14 protein-coding genes are annotated in these 15,397 nt (G+C 67.7%); 6 read left to right on the plus strand and 8 right to left on the minus strand.

From position 1 onward, the window contains the following. On the plus strand, positions 1-845 hold an 845-nt coding region (gene groEL / locus VEW47_12300; GenBank protein HYS05965.1), incomplete at its 5' end, for a chaperonin GroEL. 101 nt (positions 846-946) lie between these two features. On the opposite strand, the gene VEW47_12305 is transcribed toward groEL, so the two are convergent. Further along, positions 947-1,711, minus strand: a complete 765-nt coding sequence (locus VEW47_12305) for an outer membrane lipoprotein carrier protein LolA (GenBank protein HYS05966.1) — start codon at positions 1,709-1,711, stop codon at positions 947-949. Positions 1,712-1,833: 122 nt separating this feature from the next. On the opposite strand from VEW47_12305, the gene VEW47_12310 reads away from it, so the two are divergent. Further along, the gene (locus tag VEW47_12310) at positions 1,834-2,328 is read left to right on the plus strand and encodes a thioredoxin family protein (GenBank protein ID HYS05967.1); all 495 of its coding nucleotides are present in this window, start codon (positions 1,834-1,836) and stop codon (positions 2,326-2,328) included. 27 nt (positions 2,329-2,355) lie between these two features. Here VEW47_12310 and VEW47_12315 read toward each other — a convergent pair whose 3' ends face one another. The 3 genes from VEW47_12315 to glyA form a co-directional block, all read right to left on the minus strand. After that, a complete protein-coding gene (locus tag VEW47_12315) occupies positions 2,356-3,459 on the minus strand; it encodes an HD domain-containing phosphohydrolase (protein HYS05968.1) in 1,104 nt (367 codons plus the stop codon). Between the two features lie 116 nt (positions 3,460-3,575). Further along, positions 3,576-6,284 (minus strand): DNA polymerase I, encoded by a 2,709-nt coding sequence (gene polA, locus VEW47_12320; protein ID HYS05969.1) that lies wholly within the window; start codon positions 6,282-6,284, stop codon positions 3,576-3,578. A gap of 130 nt (positions 6,285-6,414) precedes the next feature. Then, positions 6,415-7,704 carry a serine hydroxymethyltransferase gene (glyA, locus tag VEW47_12325; protein HYS05970.1) on the minus strand — a complete coding sequence of 430 codons (1,290 nt, stop codon included), beginning with the start codon at positions 7,702-7,704 and terminating at the stop codon, positions 6,415-6,417. A 229-nt stretch (positions 7,705-7,933) separates the two neighbouring features. Between glyA and VEW47_12330 the strand changes: the two genes are divergently transcribed. From VEW47_12330 to VEW47_12345, 4 genes are all read left to right on the plus strand, one after another. Next, a complete protein-coding gene (locus tag VEW47_12330) occupies positions 7,934-8,752 on the plus strand; it encodes an alpha/beta hydrolase (protein ID HYS05971.1) in 819 nt (272 codons plus the stop codon). 295 nt (positions 8,753-9,047) lie between these two features. Beyond that, on the plus strand, positions 9,048-9,494 hold the full coding sequence (locus VEW47_12335; GenBank protein HYS05972.1) for an Hsp20/alpha crystallin family protein: 447 nt from the start codon (positions 9,048-9,050) through the stop codon (positions 9,492-9,494). Between the two features lie 94 nt (positions 9,495-9,588). Beyond that, positions 9,589-10,428: a zinc metalloprotease HtpX gene (gene htpX, locus VEW47_12340; GenBank protein ID HYS05973.1), complete on the plus strand. Its 840-nt coding sequence runs from the start codon at positions 9,589-9,591 to the stop codon at positions 10,426-10,428. A gap of 42 nt (positions 10,429-10,470) precedes the next feature. Beyond that, entirely contained in the window at positions 10,471-11,166 is a 696-nt protein-coding gene (locus tag VEW47_12345; protein ID HYS05974.1) for a nucleotide exchange factor GrpE, read from the plus strand. On the opposite strand, the gene VEW47_12350 is transcribed toward VEW47_12345, so the two are convergent. The 4 genes from VEW47_12350 to VEW47_12365 form a co-directional block, all read right to left on the minus strand. Next, positions 11,048-12,391 (minus strand): ectonucleotide pyrophosphatase/phosphodiesterase, encoded by a 1,344-nt coding sequence (locus VEW47_12350; GenBank protein ID HYS05975.1) that lies wholly within the window; start codon positions 12,389-12,391, stop codon positions 11,048-11,050. The genes VEW47_12345 and VEW47_12350 overlap by 119 nt on opposite strands. After that, the gene (locus VEW47_12355) at positions 12,384-13,388 is read right to left on the minus strand and encodes a UbiA family prenyltransferase (GenBank protein HYS05976.1); all 1,005 of its coding nucleotides are present in this window, start codon (positions 13,386-13,388) and stop codon (positions 12,384-12,386) included. Before VEW47_12355 ends, VEW47_12350 begins: the two co-directional genes overlap by 8 nt. A gap of 82 nt (positions 13,389-13,470) precedes the next feature. Continuing rightward, positions 13,471-14,649, minus strand: a complete 1,179-nt coding sequence (locus VEW47_12360; GenBank protein ID HYS05977.1) for an anti-sigma factor — start codon at positions 14,647-14,649, stop codon at positions 13,471-13,473. Beyond that, entirely contained in the window at positions 14,646-15,329 is a 684-nt protein-coding gene (locus VEW47_12365) for a sigma-70 family RNA polymerase sigma factor (GenBank protein HYS05978.1), read from the minus strand. The genes VEW47_12360 and VEW47_12365 overlap by 4 nt, the downstream gene beginning before the upstream one ends. Positions 15,330-15,397 lie beyond the last annotated feature (68 nt).

Raw genomic sequence — 15,397 nt, forward strand, 5'->3', positions numbered from 1 at the left:
TCAACAAGCTGCGCGGCACGCTGCAGGTGTGCGCGGTGAAGGCGCCGGGGTTCGGTGACCGGCGCAAGGCGATGCTCGAGGACATCGCCATTCTCACCGGCGGCAAGTGCATCACCGAGGACCTCGGCATCAAGCTGGAGAACGTGAAGATCGAGGACCTCGGGCAGGCCAAGAAGATCACCGCCGACAAGGACAACACGACCATCGTCGAGGGTAAGGGGAAGCGCTCGGACATCGAAGGCCGCGTGAAGCAGATCCGGACCCAGATCGAGGAGACCACCTCCGACTACGATCGCGAGAAACTGCAGGAGAGGCTCGCGAAGCTGGTCGGCGGCGTCGCCATCATCAAGGTCGGCGCGGCCACCGAGACCGAGATGAAGGAGAAGAAGTCCCGGGTCGAGGATGCCATGCACGCCACCAAGGCGGCCGTCGAGGAGGGGATCGTCCCCGGCGGCGGCATCGCCCTGGTGCGCGCCATCCCGGCGCTCGAGAGGCTCAAGGAGAAGCAGGAAGACGTCCAGACCGGCATCAACATCGTCCGCCGGGCCCTGGAGGAGCCGATCCGGCAGATCGCCATCAACGCCGGCTACGAAGGCTCGATCGTCGTCCAGCAGGCGAAGGAGAAGGAGAAACCGGTGGTCGGCTTCGACGCGTACACCGGAAAGTGGGTGGACATGTTCGAGGCGGGGATCATCGACCCGACCAAGGTCTGCCGCACGGCCCTGCAGAACGCGGCCAGCATCGCGGGTCTGATGCTGACCACCGAGGCGCTCGTCTCCGAGGTTCCGGAGAAGGAGAAGCCGGCACCACCGGGTCCGCGCATGGGCGGCGGCGACATGTACTGATCGCCCCGGCCGCCCCTGGCGGCCGTCCGACCGGTGCCTGTCCGGACCGCGATCGCTCTGAACGACACGAGCCCCTCGCAATTCGAGGGGCTCTTTTTTTGCTAGAAGCTCTGCTCGCCGAGCGAGAAGCCGTTGAAGGACTCCGAGACCACCACGTCCTTGGGCAGGTCGAGGTGAAACCGGCTGGCGGCGACTTCGACGTTCGTGCGGATGTCCTGGAAGGCCAGGAGGGTCGAGTCACCGTCGGACTCGACGTACTGCAGCTGGCGCGGCAGGAAGGTCGTGGTGTCGACCCAGATCTTCATCTCGGCCACACGCTCGGCCAGTTTCTTCTTGCGTGGAACCAGGACAAGAAGGTACGTGTCCTTCAGATCGCTTTGCGGAGCCAGCCGGAATTCGTAGTACTTCCCCAGCTCGTCGATAGACTGCCCGACCCCCAGGAACCGGAACAGGCGCTTCCCGACGAATTTCTTGATCGGCACCTCCTCCGCCCTCTTGAGCGCCGGGTAATAGGCGATGTACATGTCCTCCGTGATCACGAACACCTTGCGGTCCGGGTCGAGGTACTCCCAGCGGACCTGGTTGGGCCGGTTGTAATAGAACTCGCCGCGCGACAACACGGGCCGCGCCAGGAGCTTGAGTTCCTTCTTCTCGGTGAACGAGGCCACGAGGGTGCCGGTCTCGCGCTGGGCCTTGTCGAAAGCCTGCAGGATGCGCGCGAGCATCGGGTCCCCCGCGACGCCGGACTGCCTCCCCGTCGCAGCGGTGTCGTCCTTCGGCACCTGGTTCGACGGTGCCCCCGCGACAACTATCGAGACCGTGGCCGCCAGCGCGGCGGCCATGACGGCGGTTCGTTTTCTGTTCACGGACGGGAACCTCCAGAGGATCAGGACCAAGTCAATTTAACAGACGGGGATCGGGTCGTCAAGCAAAGCAGGACGGTTGACAAACCCGGGCACTCCCCGGATGATGCTCGCCGGGAGCCTGCATGTCGAGAACGGCACGACGGGTGTTGACGATCGTGTTCCTGCTGGCCGCGGCCGGCGCGACGCCGGCGCAGGAGGTCCTCCTCGGCCGCGTCGGGCCGGAGGCCATCCTGTCGATCTCGCCGGAGTGGCGGACGAACCGCGAGGCCTACGAACCGGCCGAGGCGGACATCCGGGTGATCGCCACGACACCGCTCAAGGCCAGGCTTGACGTGTATTTCGGAGGCTGGTGCTCCGACAGCCGCCGGGAGGTCCCGCGCTTCCTCCGGATTCTCGATCGAGCCTCCCCGGCGCGCCTGAAAGTCCGGTACTACGGCATCGACCGGACCAAGAAGGAGCCGGCGCGTCTGGTCAGGAGGGGCGCCATCGAGCGAGTGCCCACCTTCATCCTGCGCGCCGATGGGCGCGAGGTCGGTCGCATCGTCGAGACGCCGCAGACGACGCTCGAGCACGACCTCGCCCTTCTTGTCCAGAAGGCCGCGGCGTCGCCCCCGTAGAACCGGAGGCGGCGCGCCCCCGCCGGCCTACAGCCGGGACTGCCCCCGGACCAGGATGTCCTGCATGACCCGGCGCTGGATCTCGTTCCACTCCCCGTCCCGAATGTCCAGGAAGGCCTGCACGACGTCCGGATCGAATTGCGTGCCGGAATACTTGAGGATCTCGGCGCGCGCCGCCTCGTACGGCAGGGCCTTGCGGTACGGGCGGTCCGATGTCATGGCGTCCAGCGTGTCGACCACGGCGAAGATGCGGGCCCCCAGCGGGATTTCCTTCCCCTTCAGACCCCGCGGATAGCCCGACCCGTCGTACGTTTCCTGATGGCTGAGAACAATCTCGCGCGCCCCTTCCAGGAACTTGATCCCCTGCAGGATGCGATGACCGATCTCCGGATGCCGGCGCATCTCGACCCATTCCTCCGGGGTCAGCTTGCCCGGCTTTCGGAGGATTGCGTCCGGGACGCCGATTTTCCCCACGTCGTGCAGCAGCGCGCCGCGGTAGATGTCCGTCAGGTCCGGCTCCCCCACGCCCATCCGGCGCGCCACGGCCACCGTGTACGAGGCCACCCGCAGGGAATGGCCCAGCGTCTCCGTGTCGCGTGTGTCGAGCGCCGACGCCAGGGCCTCGAGGGTCGTCTGATAGGAGGACTGCAGACGCGACAGGAGATCCTCCACCTCCCGCTTCTTGCCGAGCAGCTCGGCCGTGCGGGCCGCGACCTTGATCTCGAGCGTCCTCTGATACTCCCGATTCTCCCGCAGCAGGCGCTGCTTCTCCAGGGCCCTCTCCACCGTGATCCGAACCTCGGCGAGATTGAAGGGCTTGGTGAGGTAGTCGCAGGCCCCCAGGCGCATCGACTGGATGGCAGTCTCGACGTCCACGATGCCCGTCAGCATGATGATCTCGGTGTCCGGGCGGATCTTCTTGATCTCCTGGAGCAGGTGGACCCCGTCCATTTCCGGCATGTCGATGTCGCTCACGACCAGCTCGAATCCGTTCGTCTGGACCTTCCTGAGGCCTTCGAGTCCGTCGCAGGCGGTGTCGCAGCGGTAACCGCTGTCGGACAGCCCTTCGTTCAGCAGGTCCCGTATCGTCCGGTCGTCATCAACAATCAGGATGTGGGTCGCCTCGGGCATGTGTCCGTTCCGGAGATTTCGACGGCCACACGTCGCCGCCGCAACGGCAATGTAGGTTACGAAATGGGGAGGCGCAATGGACGCGGCGGCGGCCCGACGCCGCCACCGGGCCGATTTCAATCTTTGGATTCGACCTTCGTCATGTCCAGCCAGTTCGGCCCAATCTTGAGATCGGCGACCAGAGGGACGCGCAGCTCGTGGACGCCCTCCATCACGTCGCGCACGATGCGGGACACGGCGGGAACCTCCGTCTCCGGTACCTCCAGGACCAGCTCGTCATGGACTTGAAGCGTCATGCGCGCGCCGCTCCCCGCCTCCTTGAGACGCCGGGCCAGCGCCACCATCGCGAGCTTGATGAGATCCGCCGCCGTGCCCTGGATGGTCGTGTTCACGGCGGCGCGGAGCGCCTGCTGGCGGGCGTTCCGATCCGTGCCTTTGATCTCCGGGAAGTGGCGTACCCGCCCGAGCAGGGTCCTGACGCGCCCCTCCGATTCCACCGCCGCGATCGTGGTGTCGATGTACTCCTTCACGCGGGGCAGACGCTGGAAGTAAGCCTCGATGAAGCCCTCCGCCTCCTTGACCGGTATCCCCTGCTCGCGCGCCAGACGCTGGGCGCCCATGCCGTAGATGATTCCGAAGTTCACGACCTTGGCGCGCCGGCGCATCTCGTCGCTCACCAGATCGGGCATCACGCCGAAGACTTCCGCCGCCGTGCGGCGGTGAATGTCCTCGTTCGTCCGAAAGGCGTTCACCAGGGCCGGATCGCCGCACAGGTGGGCGAGCACACGCAGCTCGATCTGCGAGTAATCCGCGGACAGGAGCACATGACCGCGATCCGTGACGAAGGCCCTGCGGATCTGCCGCCCCTGCTCCGTGCGCACCGGGATGTTCTGAAGATTCGGATCGCTGCTGCTCAGACGGCCGGTGGCGGCGACCGCCTGGTTGAAGGACGTATGGACGCGGCCCGTGTCCGCGTTGATCAGGCCGGGCAGGCTGTCGACGTAGGTCGACTTGAGCTTCTGCAGGCTCCTGTATTCCAGGATCCGGCGCGGCAGCTCGTGCTCCTCCGCCAGCTCCTCGAGGACCTCCACGCCGGTGGAGAACGACCGCGTCCTCTGGGTCCTGCGCCCGGGGGTCAGTTTCAGACCGTCGAACAGGATCTCCCCCAGCTGGCGGGGCGAGTTGATGTTGAACTCCCTCCCCGCGAGAGCGTGGATCTCGGAGGTCAAGCGGGCCAGCTGAGTCTCCCACTCGCGCGACAGCGAAGCGAGGAAGCCGGTGTCGACGCGCACGCCGGCGACCTCCATCTCCGCCAGGACGTACGCCAGGGGAAGCTCCAGGTCGTTGAACAGCGCCAGCAGCCCCTCCTCCCTCATGCCCGTCTCCAGACGGTCGCGGACGGCCAGCACGGCGGCGACGCGCCCGCAGACCAGGGCCGCGGCCCGCTCCACGCCGATATCGGCGAGCGGGACGCTCCTGGCGCCCGAGCCGAGCACCGCTTCGTAGGAGGGGACCTCGAACCCGGCGACGTCCCGGGCGACCGCCTCGAGGTCATGGCTGCGCCGCGAGGCGTCGAGGAGGTAGCTGGCCAGCATGGTGTCGAACTCGACGGTCGGCGGATCCCAGCCCAAACGCCGGAGCAGGATCAGATCGCTCTTGACGTTGTGGGCCTCGCGCCGCGGACCCCGCCTCTCGAACAGGGGACGCAGGCGGTTCAGGACGGTCGCCTGGTCGAGCGGGGGGGGATCGCCGAGGTGGCGTTGCGCCACCGGAACGTAGAAGCTCTCACCGCCGACGCCGGCCAGGGCGATTCCCACGATTCCGGCCCGCATCGGCTCGGCGTGGTCCCTCTCCACATTGAAGGCGAACCGCCCCGACGCCCGCAATCGCTCCACCGCCCGCTCCAGGTCCGGGGTATCCCGGACGACCGTGTGACGCGCCTCCGGGGTCACCACGGGAGCCGCAAACTCCCGCGCGAGCGCTCCAAACTCGAGGTCCTGGAAGAGCTGTCGCGCCGCCTCCTGGTCGGGCGCGCCGACTCTCAATCGATCGGGATCGAACGACAGCGGGGCGTCGTAACGCAGAGTGGCCAGGTCGCGGCTCAGGCGGGCGACGTCGGCGTTCGCCAGCAGGCCTTCCCGATAAGTCTTCCGGGAGATGGCCGGGGCCGCGAGCAGGACGGATTCGAGATCGCCGTACTGGCGGATCAGATCCCTGGCCCCCTTCTCCCCGATTCCGGGAACGCCCGGGATGTTGTCGGATGAATCGCCGCAGAGCGCCAGCACGTCCCGCACCTGATCGGGTCGAACCCCGAACACGCGCTCGACACCCCCGCTGTCGAGAAACTGTTCGCTCACGGGATTGAAGACCCTGACGCCGTCTCCCACGAGCTGCAGAAGGTCCTTGTCGGTGGCCACGATGACGACCTCGAGGCCGGCCTTGCGGCCGCGATCGGCGAGCGTCGCGATGAGGTCGTCCGCTTCGAACCCGGAGAGCTCGAGCACGGGGACCCCCAGAACCTCGCACACCTTCTTCACGTACGGGATCTGCACGACGAGATCGGCGGGTGTCTCGGGGCGGTTCGCCTTGTAGTCGGCGAACGCCTTGTGCCGGAACGTCGGCTCCGCAAGGTCGAAGGCCACCCCGAGGCGTCGCGGCGCGTGCTCGCGCAGGAGTTTGCGCAGCATCGACGTGAAGCCGAAGATGGCGTTGGTCGGGAGACCCTTGCTGGTGCTCAGACCTCGTATGGCGTAGAACGCCCGGTACAGGTTGTTGCTTCCGTCGACGAGATAGAGGGCGCGCCCGGGATCGGGACGATCCGTCATGCCTCGGCCTCCTCCGCCTCGGGAGGAATCCTCGGCGTCCTCTCCGCCACGCGCCCCCCGCCCACGACTCTCCGCGGGACGCCGGTCCGATCGAGGAGGATCGGGAGCGGCCGGATCGCGCGGCGGGACGTCAGGACGGGCGCTCCCGACCGGCGCCGCGCTCGGCCGCCGGGCGCGGCAGCCAGCCATAGATGGGGAAGGATCGGCAGAGCCCCGCGACGCGGCCCCGCAGGGACTCGATGTCGCGCGCGTCCGGTTCCCGTTCGAGCGCATCGAGGATCAGCCGGGCGATCTCGTCCATCTGGGAGGGCCCCATCCCCCGCGTGGTCACGGCGGGCGTGCCGATCCGCACACCGCTGCCGATCAGCGGCTTCTCCGGATCGAACGGAATGGTGTTCTTGTTGAGGGCGATGCCCACCCTGTCCAGTCTCTGCTCGACCGCGCGTCCCGTCAGTTTCCTCGTCCGCAGATCCAGGAGGAACAGGTGGGTGTCCGTGCCGCCCGAGACGACTCGAAGACCGCCGGCCGCGAGAAGCGCCGCCAGTCTCACGGCGTTCTCCACGGTCCGCTTCTGATCACGCTTGAACTCCTCGGACATCGCCTCCTTGAACGCCACCGCCTTGGCCGCGATCATGTGCACGAGGGGCCCACCCTGTGTCCCCGGGAACACGGCGCTGTCGATCTCTTTCGCGAAGCGCTCGCGGCAGAGGATGACCGCCCCGCGCGGACCGCGCAGGGTCTTGTGCGTGGTGGTGGTCACGAAATCGGCGTAGGGCACCGGATTCGGATGCACCCCCGCCGCGACCAGACCCGCCACGTGGGCGATGTCGGCCATCAGAAGGGCTCCGGTGTCGTCTGCAATGCGGCGGATGCGGGGGTAGTCGATGATCCGCGCGTAGGCGCTCGCCCCCGCGACGATCAGGCGGGGCCGGTGTTCCCGGGCCAGACGCTCCATCTGGTCGTAGTCCAGTAGCTCCGTCTCACGGCTGACACCGTAGGGGATGATCTTGAAGTATCGCCCGGAGAAATTCAGGGGATGGCCGTGAGTCAGATGTCCGCCGTGCGAGAGATCCATCCCCAGGATGACGTCGCCCGGTTTGAGCATGGCGAGGTACACCGCCATGTTCGCCTGCGAACCCGAATGCGGCTGGACGTTGGCGTGCTCCGCGCCGAAAATCGCCCTGGCCCTGTCGATGGCCAGCCGCTCGACCGTGTCGGAGTGCTCGCATCCACCGTAGTAGCGGCGTCCGGGATACCCCTCCGCATACTTGTTCGTGAACACGGATCCCATCGCTTCCAGCACGGCGCGCGAGGCGAAGTTTTCGGAGGCGATCAGGACCAGGGTTTCGTCCTGCCGGGCGACCTCGGCGGCGAGAGCCACGGCCACTTCGGGATCGGTCTTCTGCAGGGACTCCAGCATGACGTCCTCCTTCCTGTCACGTCCTCCGGCGGCGGAGGAAGAAGATCCGGGAGCGTCGGACCGCCGTCGCCGGGGCTATGAGGGGGAGGTCCTGCGCGGAACGGTTCGCTCGTCAGAGGGGCTGATGATAGGCCACGGCCCCCGAGGAGATCAAGGCGGAGCGCGGTCGCTTCGACATGATATGATCGCGCGCCCGCGCGGTCGAACGTGCCGACCCGTGCTGCGTGACATGAGACCGCCGAACGCCCTCCACTACGTCTCGACCGGCAATCCCCGCGGGCCCGTCCTGCTGTTCCTGCACGGCATCACGGGCTCCAGGCGGTACTGGCAGAAGAAGGTGCGGCCGCTCGAGCAGGATTACAGGCTGGTGCTCCCCGATCTCCTCGGGTTCGGCTTGTCTCCCAAGCCCTACCTCGAGTACACCCTGCCCGTGTTCCGCGACAGCGTGCGCAGTCTTGTGGAGGAGATCGATCTCGCCGGACACCCGCTGACCATCGTCGGTCACTCTCTCGGCGGCCTGATCGCCCTGGAGTACGCCGCGCTCCACGGGTCGCACGTGAAGCGCATGATCCTGCTGAGCCTTCCACGCTTCAGCGAGCCTGCGACGGCGCACGCCCTCTTCTGGCGCGGCTCCCCCCATTACCGGCGCCTTCTCAACGAACACTCTCTGGGGGAAACGATTGCCCAGATGAAACGCACCGGCCTGGAGCTCACGCTGAGGTATATGCTGCGATTTCCCTGGTCGGTGGTCATCGACAGCCACAAGTTCACCTTCAAGTCGCTCACCTCGACTCTGGAACATTGTCTCTTGAGCTACCAGGTCGATCGGATCCTGCCCGAGGTCGCTCCCCTGCCCACGCTCCTGATCCATGGCGAGCAGGACTCCGTCGCACCGCTCGACCATGTGCGTCCCCTACCGGCTCTCTACCCCCACATGCGCCTGCGCACGGTGCGCGGGACAGGACACCATCTGTTCCTCACCCACACACGCCTCTGCCTGGACATGTTCCGGGAGTTCCTGGAAGAGGATGGGCGTGCGCCTGCATGAATACTTTCTAAGTTATTGATAATAAAATAGATATTGTATATCAAATTATTTGACAATGATACACTCAATGTTTATACTGAGCATCCCATTAATCATGACTGAAGGAGATTGCAGCAGAGCATGAACCTCGACAAGTTGACTGTCCGTTCCCAGGAGGCGCTGCAGGAGGCCCAGTGAACGAGGTGGTGTTCGAAAAAATCAGAAAGCAGGAGCCGGTCGCCACGACCGGGAGACGCGCCCGCTGACGGCGCTCCCGATCGGACCGGACGAATCCTGAAATCGCGAGGAGGAGAGCATGACCGTCGTCAAGTGGGACCCCTATCGTGATGTGTGGACCCTCCAGGACCGCGTCAACCGTCTGTTTCAGGAAGGGATGTCCGCGCCACAGGGACAGGAGGATCTGCAGGCGGGTCAGTGGACTCCGCCGGTGGATATCTTCGAGAACGCGGAGACGATCGTGCTCCGCGCCGATCTCCCGGGTGTGGATCAGGACGACATCGAGATGAGAGTGGAGGGCGGAACACTCGTGATCCGGGGGCGGAGAAGGCTTTCAGGGGACCTCCGCCCCGAGGACATGCACCGGGCGGAACGTCCCCACGGCACCTTCGTCCGCTCCTTCGGCCTGCCGACGAACGTCGACCAGGCCGGGATCCGGGCCACGCAGAAGAACGGCGTCCTGGAAGTCATCCTGCCGAAGAGGCAGGAGTCGAAGGCCAAGGCCATCCGCATCGAGGTGAAGTGACGCCGGTGGGATGGGCCCCCGCCGCCGGGCGGGTTACAATGCGACGCCGGCACCGGACGCACCGGTGGCGCGCGACGAGGAGACGATACATCCGATGAACGCCTTGAAGACGGCATTCCTCCTGGGGCTGCTGTCCGCTCTGATCGTGGCCATGGGCGGCCTGTTCGGCGGAGCGAACGGGATGTACATCGCCCTGGGAGTGGCGGCCCTCATGAACTTCTTTTCCTACTGGTTCTCCGACCGCATCGTCCTGGCGCTGCACCGCGCCCAACCGGTCGGCCGGGAGCAGGCGCCCGAGCTGTACGAGATCCTGGAGCGTCTCACCGCGCGCGCCGGGATACCCATGCCGCGCGTCTACGTCCTTCCCGAGGAGGCCCCGAACGCGTTCGCCACGGGACGCGACCCGAACCACGCGGCCGTCGCCGTGACGCATGGAATCCTGCGCATCCTGAACGCCGAGGAGCTCGAGGGGGTCCTGGCGCACGAGCTGTCGCACGTCAAGAATCGCGACATCCTGATCGGCTCGATCGCGGCGACCCTCGCGGCGACGATCATGGTGATCGCCAACATGGCCCGCTGGGCGGCGATATTCGGAGGCGGTCAGCGCGACGACCGCCAGGGCTCCAACCCGATTGCCCTGCTCGCCGGGATCATCCTGGCTCCGATCGCGGCGACCCTCATCCAGCTCGCCGTGTCGCGCGCCCGCGAGTACCAGGCCGACGCGAGCGGGGCGGAGCTCACGCACAACCCGTACGGGCTCGCCCATGCGCTGCAGAAGCTCGAGGACGCCAGCCGACGGATCCCGATGCTGACCGCGGCGCCGGCCTCCAGTCACCTGTTCATCGTCAAGCCGTTCACGGGCGAGGCGCTGGCGAACCTCTTCAGCACGCATCCGCCGATCCGCGAGCGCATCCGACGTCTTACGGGGCACTGACGGCCGGCCGGACGCCGCCGGGTTCGCCCATTGGAATCGATCATGAAAGAACACGGCAGATCAGGAGACACGCGGGACGACAGCCAGGATAAGGCATTCTCGGTCATCGATCGACGTCCGGTCTTCCAGGACGAGACCTCGGCGGCCTTGGAGCCTCGCTACCCCTCGGTCGTCGAGGAGCTGAAGGTCCGCACCGAGGAGGCGGAGCGCCGGGCGCGGGAGATCAGCGCGGCCTACCGCCGGATCGAGGAGGAGCGCGAGGCCTTCCGGGTGCGCCTGGCGCGCGATCTGGAGCGCCGGGTCGAGATCGCGCGCGTCGAGATGATGCGCAAGGTGCTCGGGGTCCTCGATGACCTCGACCGGGCGATCGCGGTCGGCGCCGGATCCCCGGGTGCCGGCGGCCTCTTGTCCGGCGTCACGCTCATCCGTGATCATCTCCTCCAGACCCTCGCGTCCGAGGGAGTTCAGGGGCTCGACCTGGTGGGACAGCGCTTCGACCCCGCCGTGGCCGAAGCGGTCTCGGTGCAGGAGACGGACGATCCCGCGCGCGACACTCTGATCCTCGAGGAAAGCGGCCGAGGATACATGCTCGGCGCCACGCTCCTGCGCCCGGCGCGCGTCAGGGTGGCGCGGTACTCCGGGGCGGCGTGTCCGGACCAGCATCCGGACGACGCGGCCCCGGCCGGGGGGGATTCGCGCGATGCGGCTCCGCCCGGGCCCCGCAGCCGACCGGAGTGATGTCGCTCCATGGTTCGAGCAGATCCTCCGGCACCCTGCCGTCGATCTCCTCGGGACACCTGATGCCGAGAAGTCTGCAGACGAGCGGGGCCACGTCCACGGCTCGAAGACGATCGCACCGGGCGCCACGCCTCACCCCCGCTCCCCAGGCGTAGAAGATCCCCTGCATCTCGCTCTGCTCGGGAGGATACCCATGCATGCCCCGCACCGGCTTCTCGTCTCCGCGACCGTCCGCGAAGTACGTCCCGGGCGGGGCGATGGCCACGAGATCGCCTGTGCGCTCGGGCTGCCGGTAGCGTAACCCTCCGGGCAGCGATCCCTTCCTGTAGACGGTCATTCCGGGAACTTCCGTCAGCGCGGACTCGGCGGCGCCGCAGGAACGGAGGTCCGGGCAGTAGACGTTGCAGACGGCCCCCGTGGAAACGGCGCGGACGGGGCGCGACTCACCCCGCCCGAGCAGGTCCCGAGTTCTCAATACGCGCGAGACGCCCGCCATGCCGTGATCCGAGACGACGATCAGCGCCGATTTCGGCGCTCGCTCGAGGGCCCGCAACAGACGCGCCACCAGACCGTCGGTCCGACGCACGCTCTCGAGCACGGCGCCCGACTCGGGACCATCGGCGTGACCCGCTGCGTCCGGTCCGTGCAGGTAGGACAGGATCAGCCGAGGCCGGTCCTCCCCGCGCAGCGACAGCCATCGAGTGATCCGCTCGATCTTGTCCCGGTCGGTCGTCTCCGCGGAATACGGAATGCGGCGTGTCGCGGCGATACCCCGCCACGGCGTGTAGGAGAAAACCCAATGGAACACGGCGGTGCGCACCCCCTGGCGCTCCGCGGTCACCCAGATCGGCTCGGCCAGGAGCCACGTGGCATCGTCATCCCGGCGATAGAGCCCGCGCCTGCGGTCGATGAATTCGTTGTTGACGATACCGTGCCTGTCGGGGAAGACCCCGGTCGCGAGGCTGGCGTGGGCCGGAAAAGTCGAGGAGGGGAACGGCGGCAGCAGCGCCCCGCAGGACGCTCCCTCCCTGGCCAGGCGCGCGAGGGTCGGCGCCCCGGCCCGGGCGGGGTAGTCCCAGCGCATGCCGTCGATGGACAGGACGACGACGGTGTCGGCGGGCCCGGCCGTCGTGACCGCTTCGGCGCAGGTCCAGGCGGCGCCCGCCAGGAGCACCAGGAGCAGCCCCCTGCCGGAACGGGCCGCGGAACCACGGGGGTCAAGCAAGGTAGGCGATGGCGAACCCGACCTGGGCGAACATCATCATGAGATACATGTGCGTCCAGGACGGATGGTTCTCCGATCTCGCCAGAGCCGCCGGGTCGCGCAGGATGAGCCGGGCCGTCCAGGCCCCCCAGCCCGCGAGCGCCAGTCCCAGGAGGGTCAGCAGGGTGCGGTCCCCTGTCAGAACCGGGCCCGAACCGAACGGATCGGGGAGCCACACGCCGATCGGGATCAGGAGCCACGGCAGGCAGAAGAACGGTGCGACGAAGCGCGCGGCCTTCTCCACCCCCAGCCGGATCGGCAGCGTGAGGCAACCGTGGGCGGCGTCTCCCTCCATGTCGGAGAAGTCCTTGCTCGAGGTGGCCCCCAGCAGGAACAGCAGGAAGACCGATCCGATGTACCAGGGCTCCACGTGAATCACGCTCGCGACCATGGACCAGCCCGCCACCTTGAGGAGACAACCGCGCGGCACGGCGATGGTGAGATTGGCCCAGATGCCGAACCGCTTCGTCCGCCCCCAGACCGGGTCGGAGTACATCAGAGTGAGCACGAGACCCGCGAGGTAGATGAAGAAGCACTGGTGCTCCGCAAGGGGCGCTCCGGCCTTCTCCCAGAAGGTGGCGCGCGGGTAGTCGACGATGAGCCAGGTGGGCAGGAGAGCCACGATGTACAGGAGGAACGCGAAGCGCAGACCGGCCCCGGTCGAGATCCTCCCCGAGGGCAGCGGCCTCTGCGGCTTGTTGCGACGGTCGATCTCCAGGTCGTGGTACTGATTGATGACGTTGCTCGCGGCATTCAGGAATGCGGCGGTGACCGAACCGAGGAGGATCATCGCCAGGACCGACGTCGTGAAGTGTCGTTCAGGATCGGGATTGTGCGCGGAGCCGAACGCGGTCAGGGCGCCCGACACGACGCCAAAGGTCGGAGGAAGCAGGGTGAAAGGCCGGGTCAATGCGAAGTAGAGCCGCGCCCGCGAGGCGAAGCTCCTGACCCTGGTCACTGCTATCCCGCACATGCGCCGCGCGTAGGATACTCGCCGCCCCGACGCCGCACAAATCGCGGGCCCGACGGGCCGGGGGCACTCAGGGGGAGCGGACGATCCGCGGCACCGTCCCGCACCGGCGTTCCATGAGCGGCAGATACTTGTCCCGCAGCAGTGTGCGGAGTCCTGTCTCGATCGCGACTCCCTGCGCGCCGGGCAGGTCGACCCCGGGGGCCTCGCCGGCAGATTCTTCCTCCGCGTTTCGCGGCTTCAGCAGCCGGACGACAGTCGTGCCCCGGCGCGCCGTGGACGGGGAGCCCGCCGTCTCTCCGGCGGTTGAAGCCAGCGCGAAGAGCGCAGCGATATCGGGATCGACGGATGGTGCGTCCTGCCGCACCGCGCAGGTGTACCCTACGGCCGACAGGACCACCGTGCCGTCCTGATGTGCGGACACCCGGTACCCGGTGGACTCCAGCAGCAGGACCTGCCCACGTGATGTTGCCTCGGACCGCGGGGAGGCCAGGGGAGCCTCCGCCTGTGTCCTTGCGACCACCTTGTGATCCTCAAGCACGTCCTGGCGTGCCCCACGCCCCTCCGCGACGCCGGCCGCGGCGGGGGCGAATCCCGCCGCAGGCGCGGCAGGCTCGCGCTCAGGCTTCGCCTGTCGCCGCTCGATCGGCTCCCTTTCTCGGACGCCCCCGGCGATCACGGGCGCCGGTGCTCCGGACGGAGCCGCCGTCTCCTGCATCCTGCTGTTCCGACCCGTGGCGGAAGGAGCCGAATCGTCCCTCTGCCGCGATCCATTCCCGACATAGCCGAGCGCCTTCAACGATTCGTCCAGCTCGTCCCGCGGCTCCTTCCCGACCCCGGCGCGCTCGCTTCCGCCGAGGGTATCCGGGGCCGTCGGTCGATCGATGAGCGGTGTCTGCGGGGGCGCAGTGTCCCATCTCGTCGCCCACAGACCGATCGCCAGGACGATGACGGCGGCGGCGGCGATCCCCATGCGGGAGTACTCGAGGCGGAACCGGCGTTGCCGTGTCCTGCCGGCTCCCGCGAGTCCGACCTTGAGGCGGATGCGCGACCGCAAATCGGTCGGGACCGGAGGCGGCTCCTCCCGTGTCGCTATCGCCGCCATCGCCCGGAAGTCGTCCAGGAGGGCCTCGCAGGACGAGCAGCCGGCGACATGCGCCTCGACCTCGGCACGTTCGGTCTGCGGGAGCTCGCCGTCCAGGTAGGCGGACAGCAGCTCGCGCGGATGGACATTCCTCCGATCGCTCACGGACCCTCCCCCGCGACACACTGTCGGAGCGCCACGCGGGCCCGCGCCAGGCGCGAGCGGACCGTCCCGAGCGCCAGACCGGCGAGCGCCGCGATCTCTTCATAGGAACGGGCGTCCACGTCCCGCAGCGTCAGGACCGCGCGCCACGCCGCCGGCAGCCGCGACAGGCAGGCCGCGAGACGTCGCATGAGATCGTCGGCCTCCAGGGCCTGGAGAGGCGACGGAGATCCCCGCATGATCCATGAGCCCGCGGCCTCGGGGGCCGCCTCGAGCAGGTGGCTGTCGTCCTCCAGGTTTCGGAAGGCGCGCCGCATCTTCTCCTCCTTGCGGTCGAGGTGATTCAGGGCGCGCGTCACCGCGATCCGGTGCAGCCAGGTCGAGAACTTCGCCTCGCCCCGGTAGCCCTCCAGTCCCTGGTACGCCGCGAGGAAGACTTCCTGCACGACGTCCTCGGTGTCCTCGTTGTGGCGCAGGATCCGCCAGACCACGGCCCAGACGCGGGGCAGGTGACGCTCGACGAGAAGGTCGAAGGCCTCGCGATCCCCTCCCGTCGCCTTCGAGATCAGACGGCCATCGCCGGTCTCCGGGGCGGACCCGGGGGTCGCGGCGCCCGGCCCATCACCCGGGTCGACCTTCGAGCCCCGGCCCATCCGCCACAGCCTGCCACGCGCTCGCGCCATCGTGCTCATTAGGAAGACCGCCCCCGACCTGAGACAGCCCGGCCCGCCCGGAAGTTCCCCGGGGACCC

It is taken from the genome of Candidatus Dormiibacterota bacterium (genome assembly GCA_035635555.1).
In the GTDB taxonomy this organism is placed as follows: Bacteria; Acidobacteriota; Polarisedimenticolia; order Gp22-AA2; family Gp22-AA2; genus Gp22-AA3.

Bases quoted from the DNA above. Each gene is read 5' to 3' on its own strand.
- VEW47_12310 (HYS05967.1), top strand. From the start codon at position 1,834: ATGTCGAGAACGGCACGACGGGTGTTGACGATCGTGTTCCTGCTGGCC.
- VEW47_12315 (HYS05968.1), bottom strand. From the start codon at position 3,459: ATGCCCGAGGCGACCCACATCCTGATTGTTGATGACGACCGGACGATA.
- polA (HYS05969.1), bottom strand. From the start codon at position 6,284: ATGACGGATCGTCCCGATCCCGGGCGCGCCCTCTATCTCGTCGACGGA.
- glyA (HYS05970.1), bottom strand. From the start codon at position 7,704: ATGCTGGAGTCCCTGCAGAAGACCGATCCCGAAGTGGCCGTGGCTCTC.
- VEW47_12330 (HYS05971.1), top strand. From the start codon at position 7,934: ATGAGACCGCCGAACGCCCTCCACTACGTCTCGACCGGCAATCCCCGC.
- VEW47_12335 (HYS05972.1), top strand. From the start codon at position 9,048: ATGACCGTCGTCAAGTGGGACCCCTATCGTGATGTGTGGACCCTCCAG.
- htpX (HYS05973.1), top strand. From the start codon at position 9,589: ATGAACGCCTTGAAGACGGCATTCCTCCTGGGGCTGCTGTCCGCTCTG.
- VEW47_12345 (HYS05974.1), top strand. From the start codon at position 10,471: ATGAAAGAACACGGCAGATCAGGAGACACGCGGGACGACAGCCAGGAT.
- VEW47_12365 (HYS05978.1), bottom strand. From the start codon at position 15,329: ATGGCGCGAGCGCGTGGCAGGCTGTGGCGGATGGGCCGGGGCTCGAAG.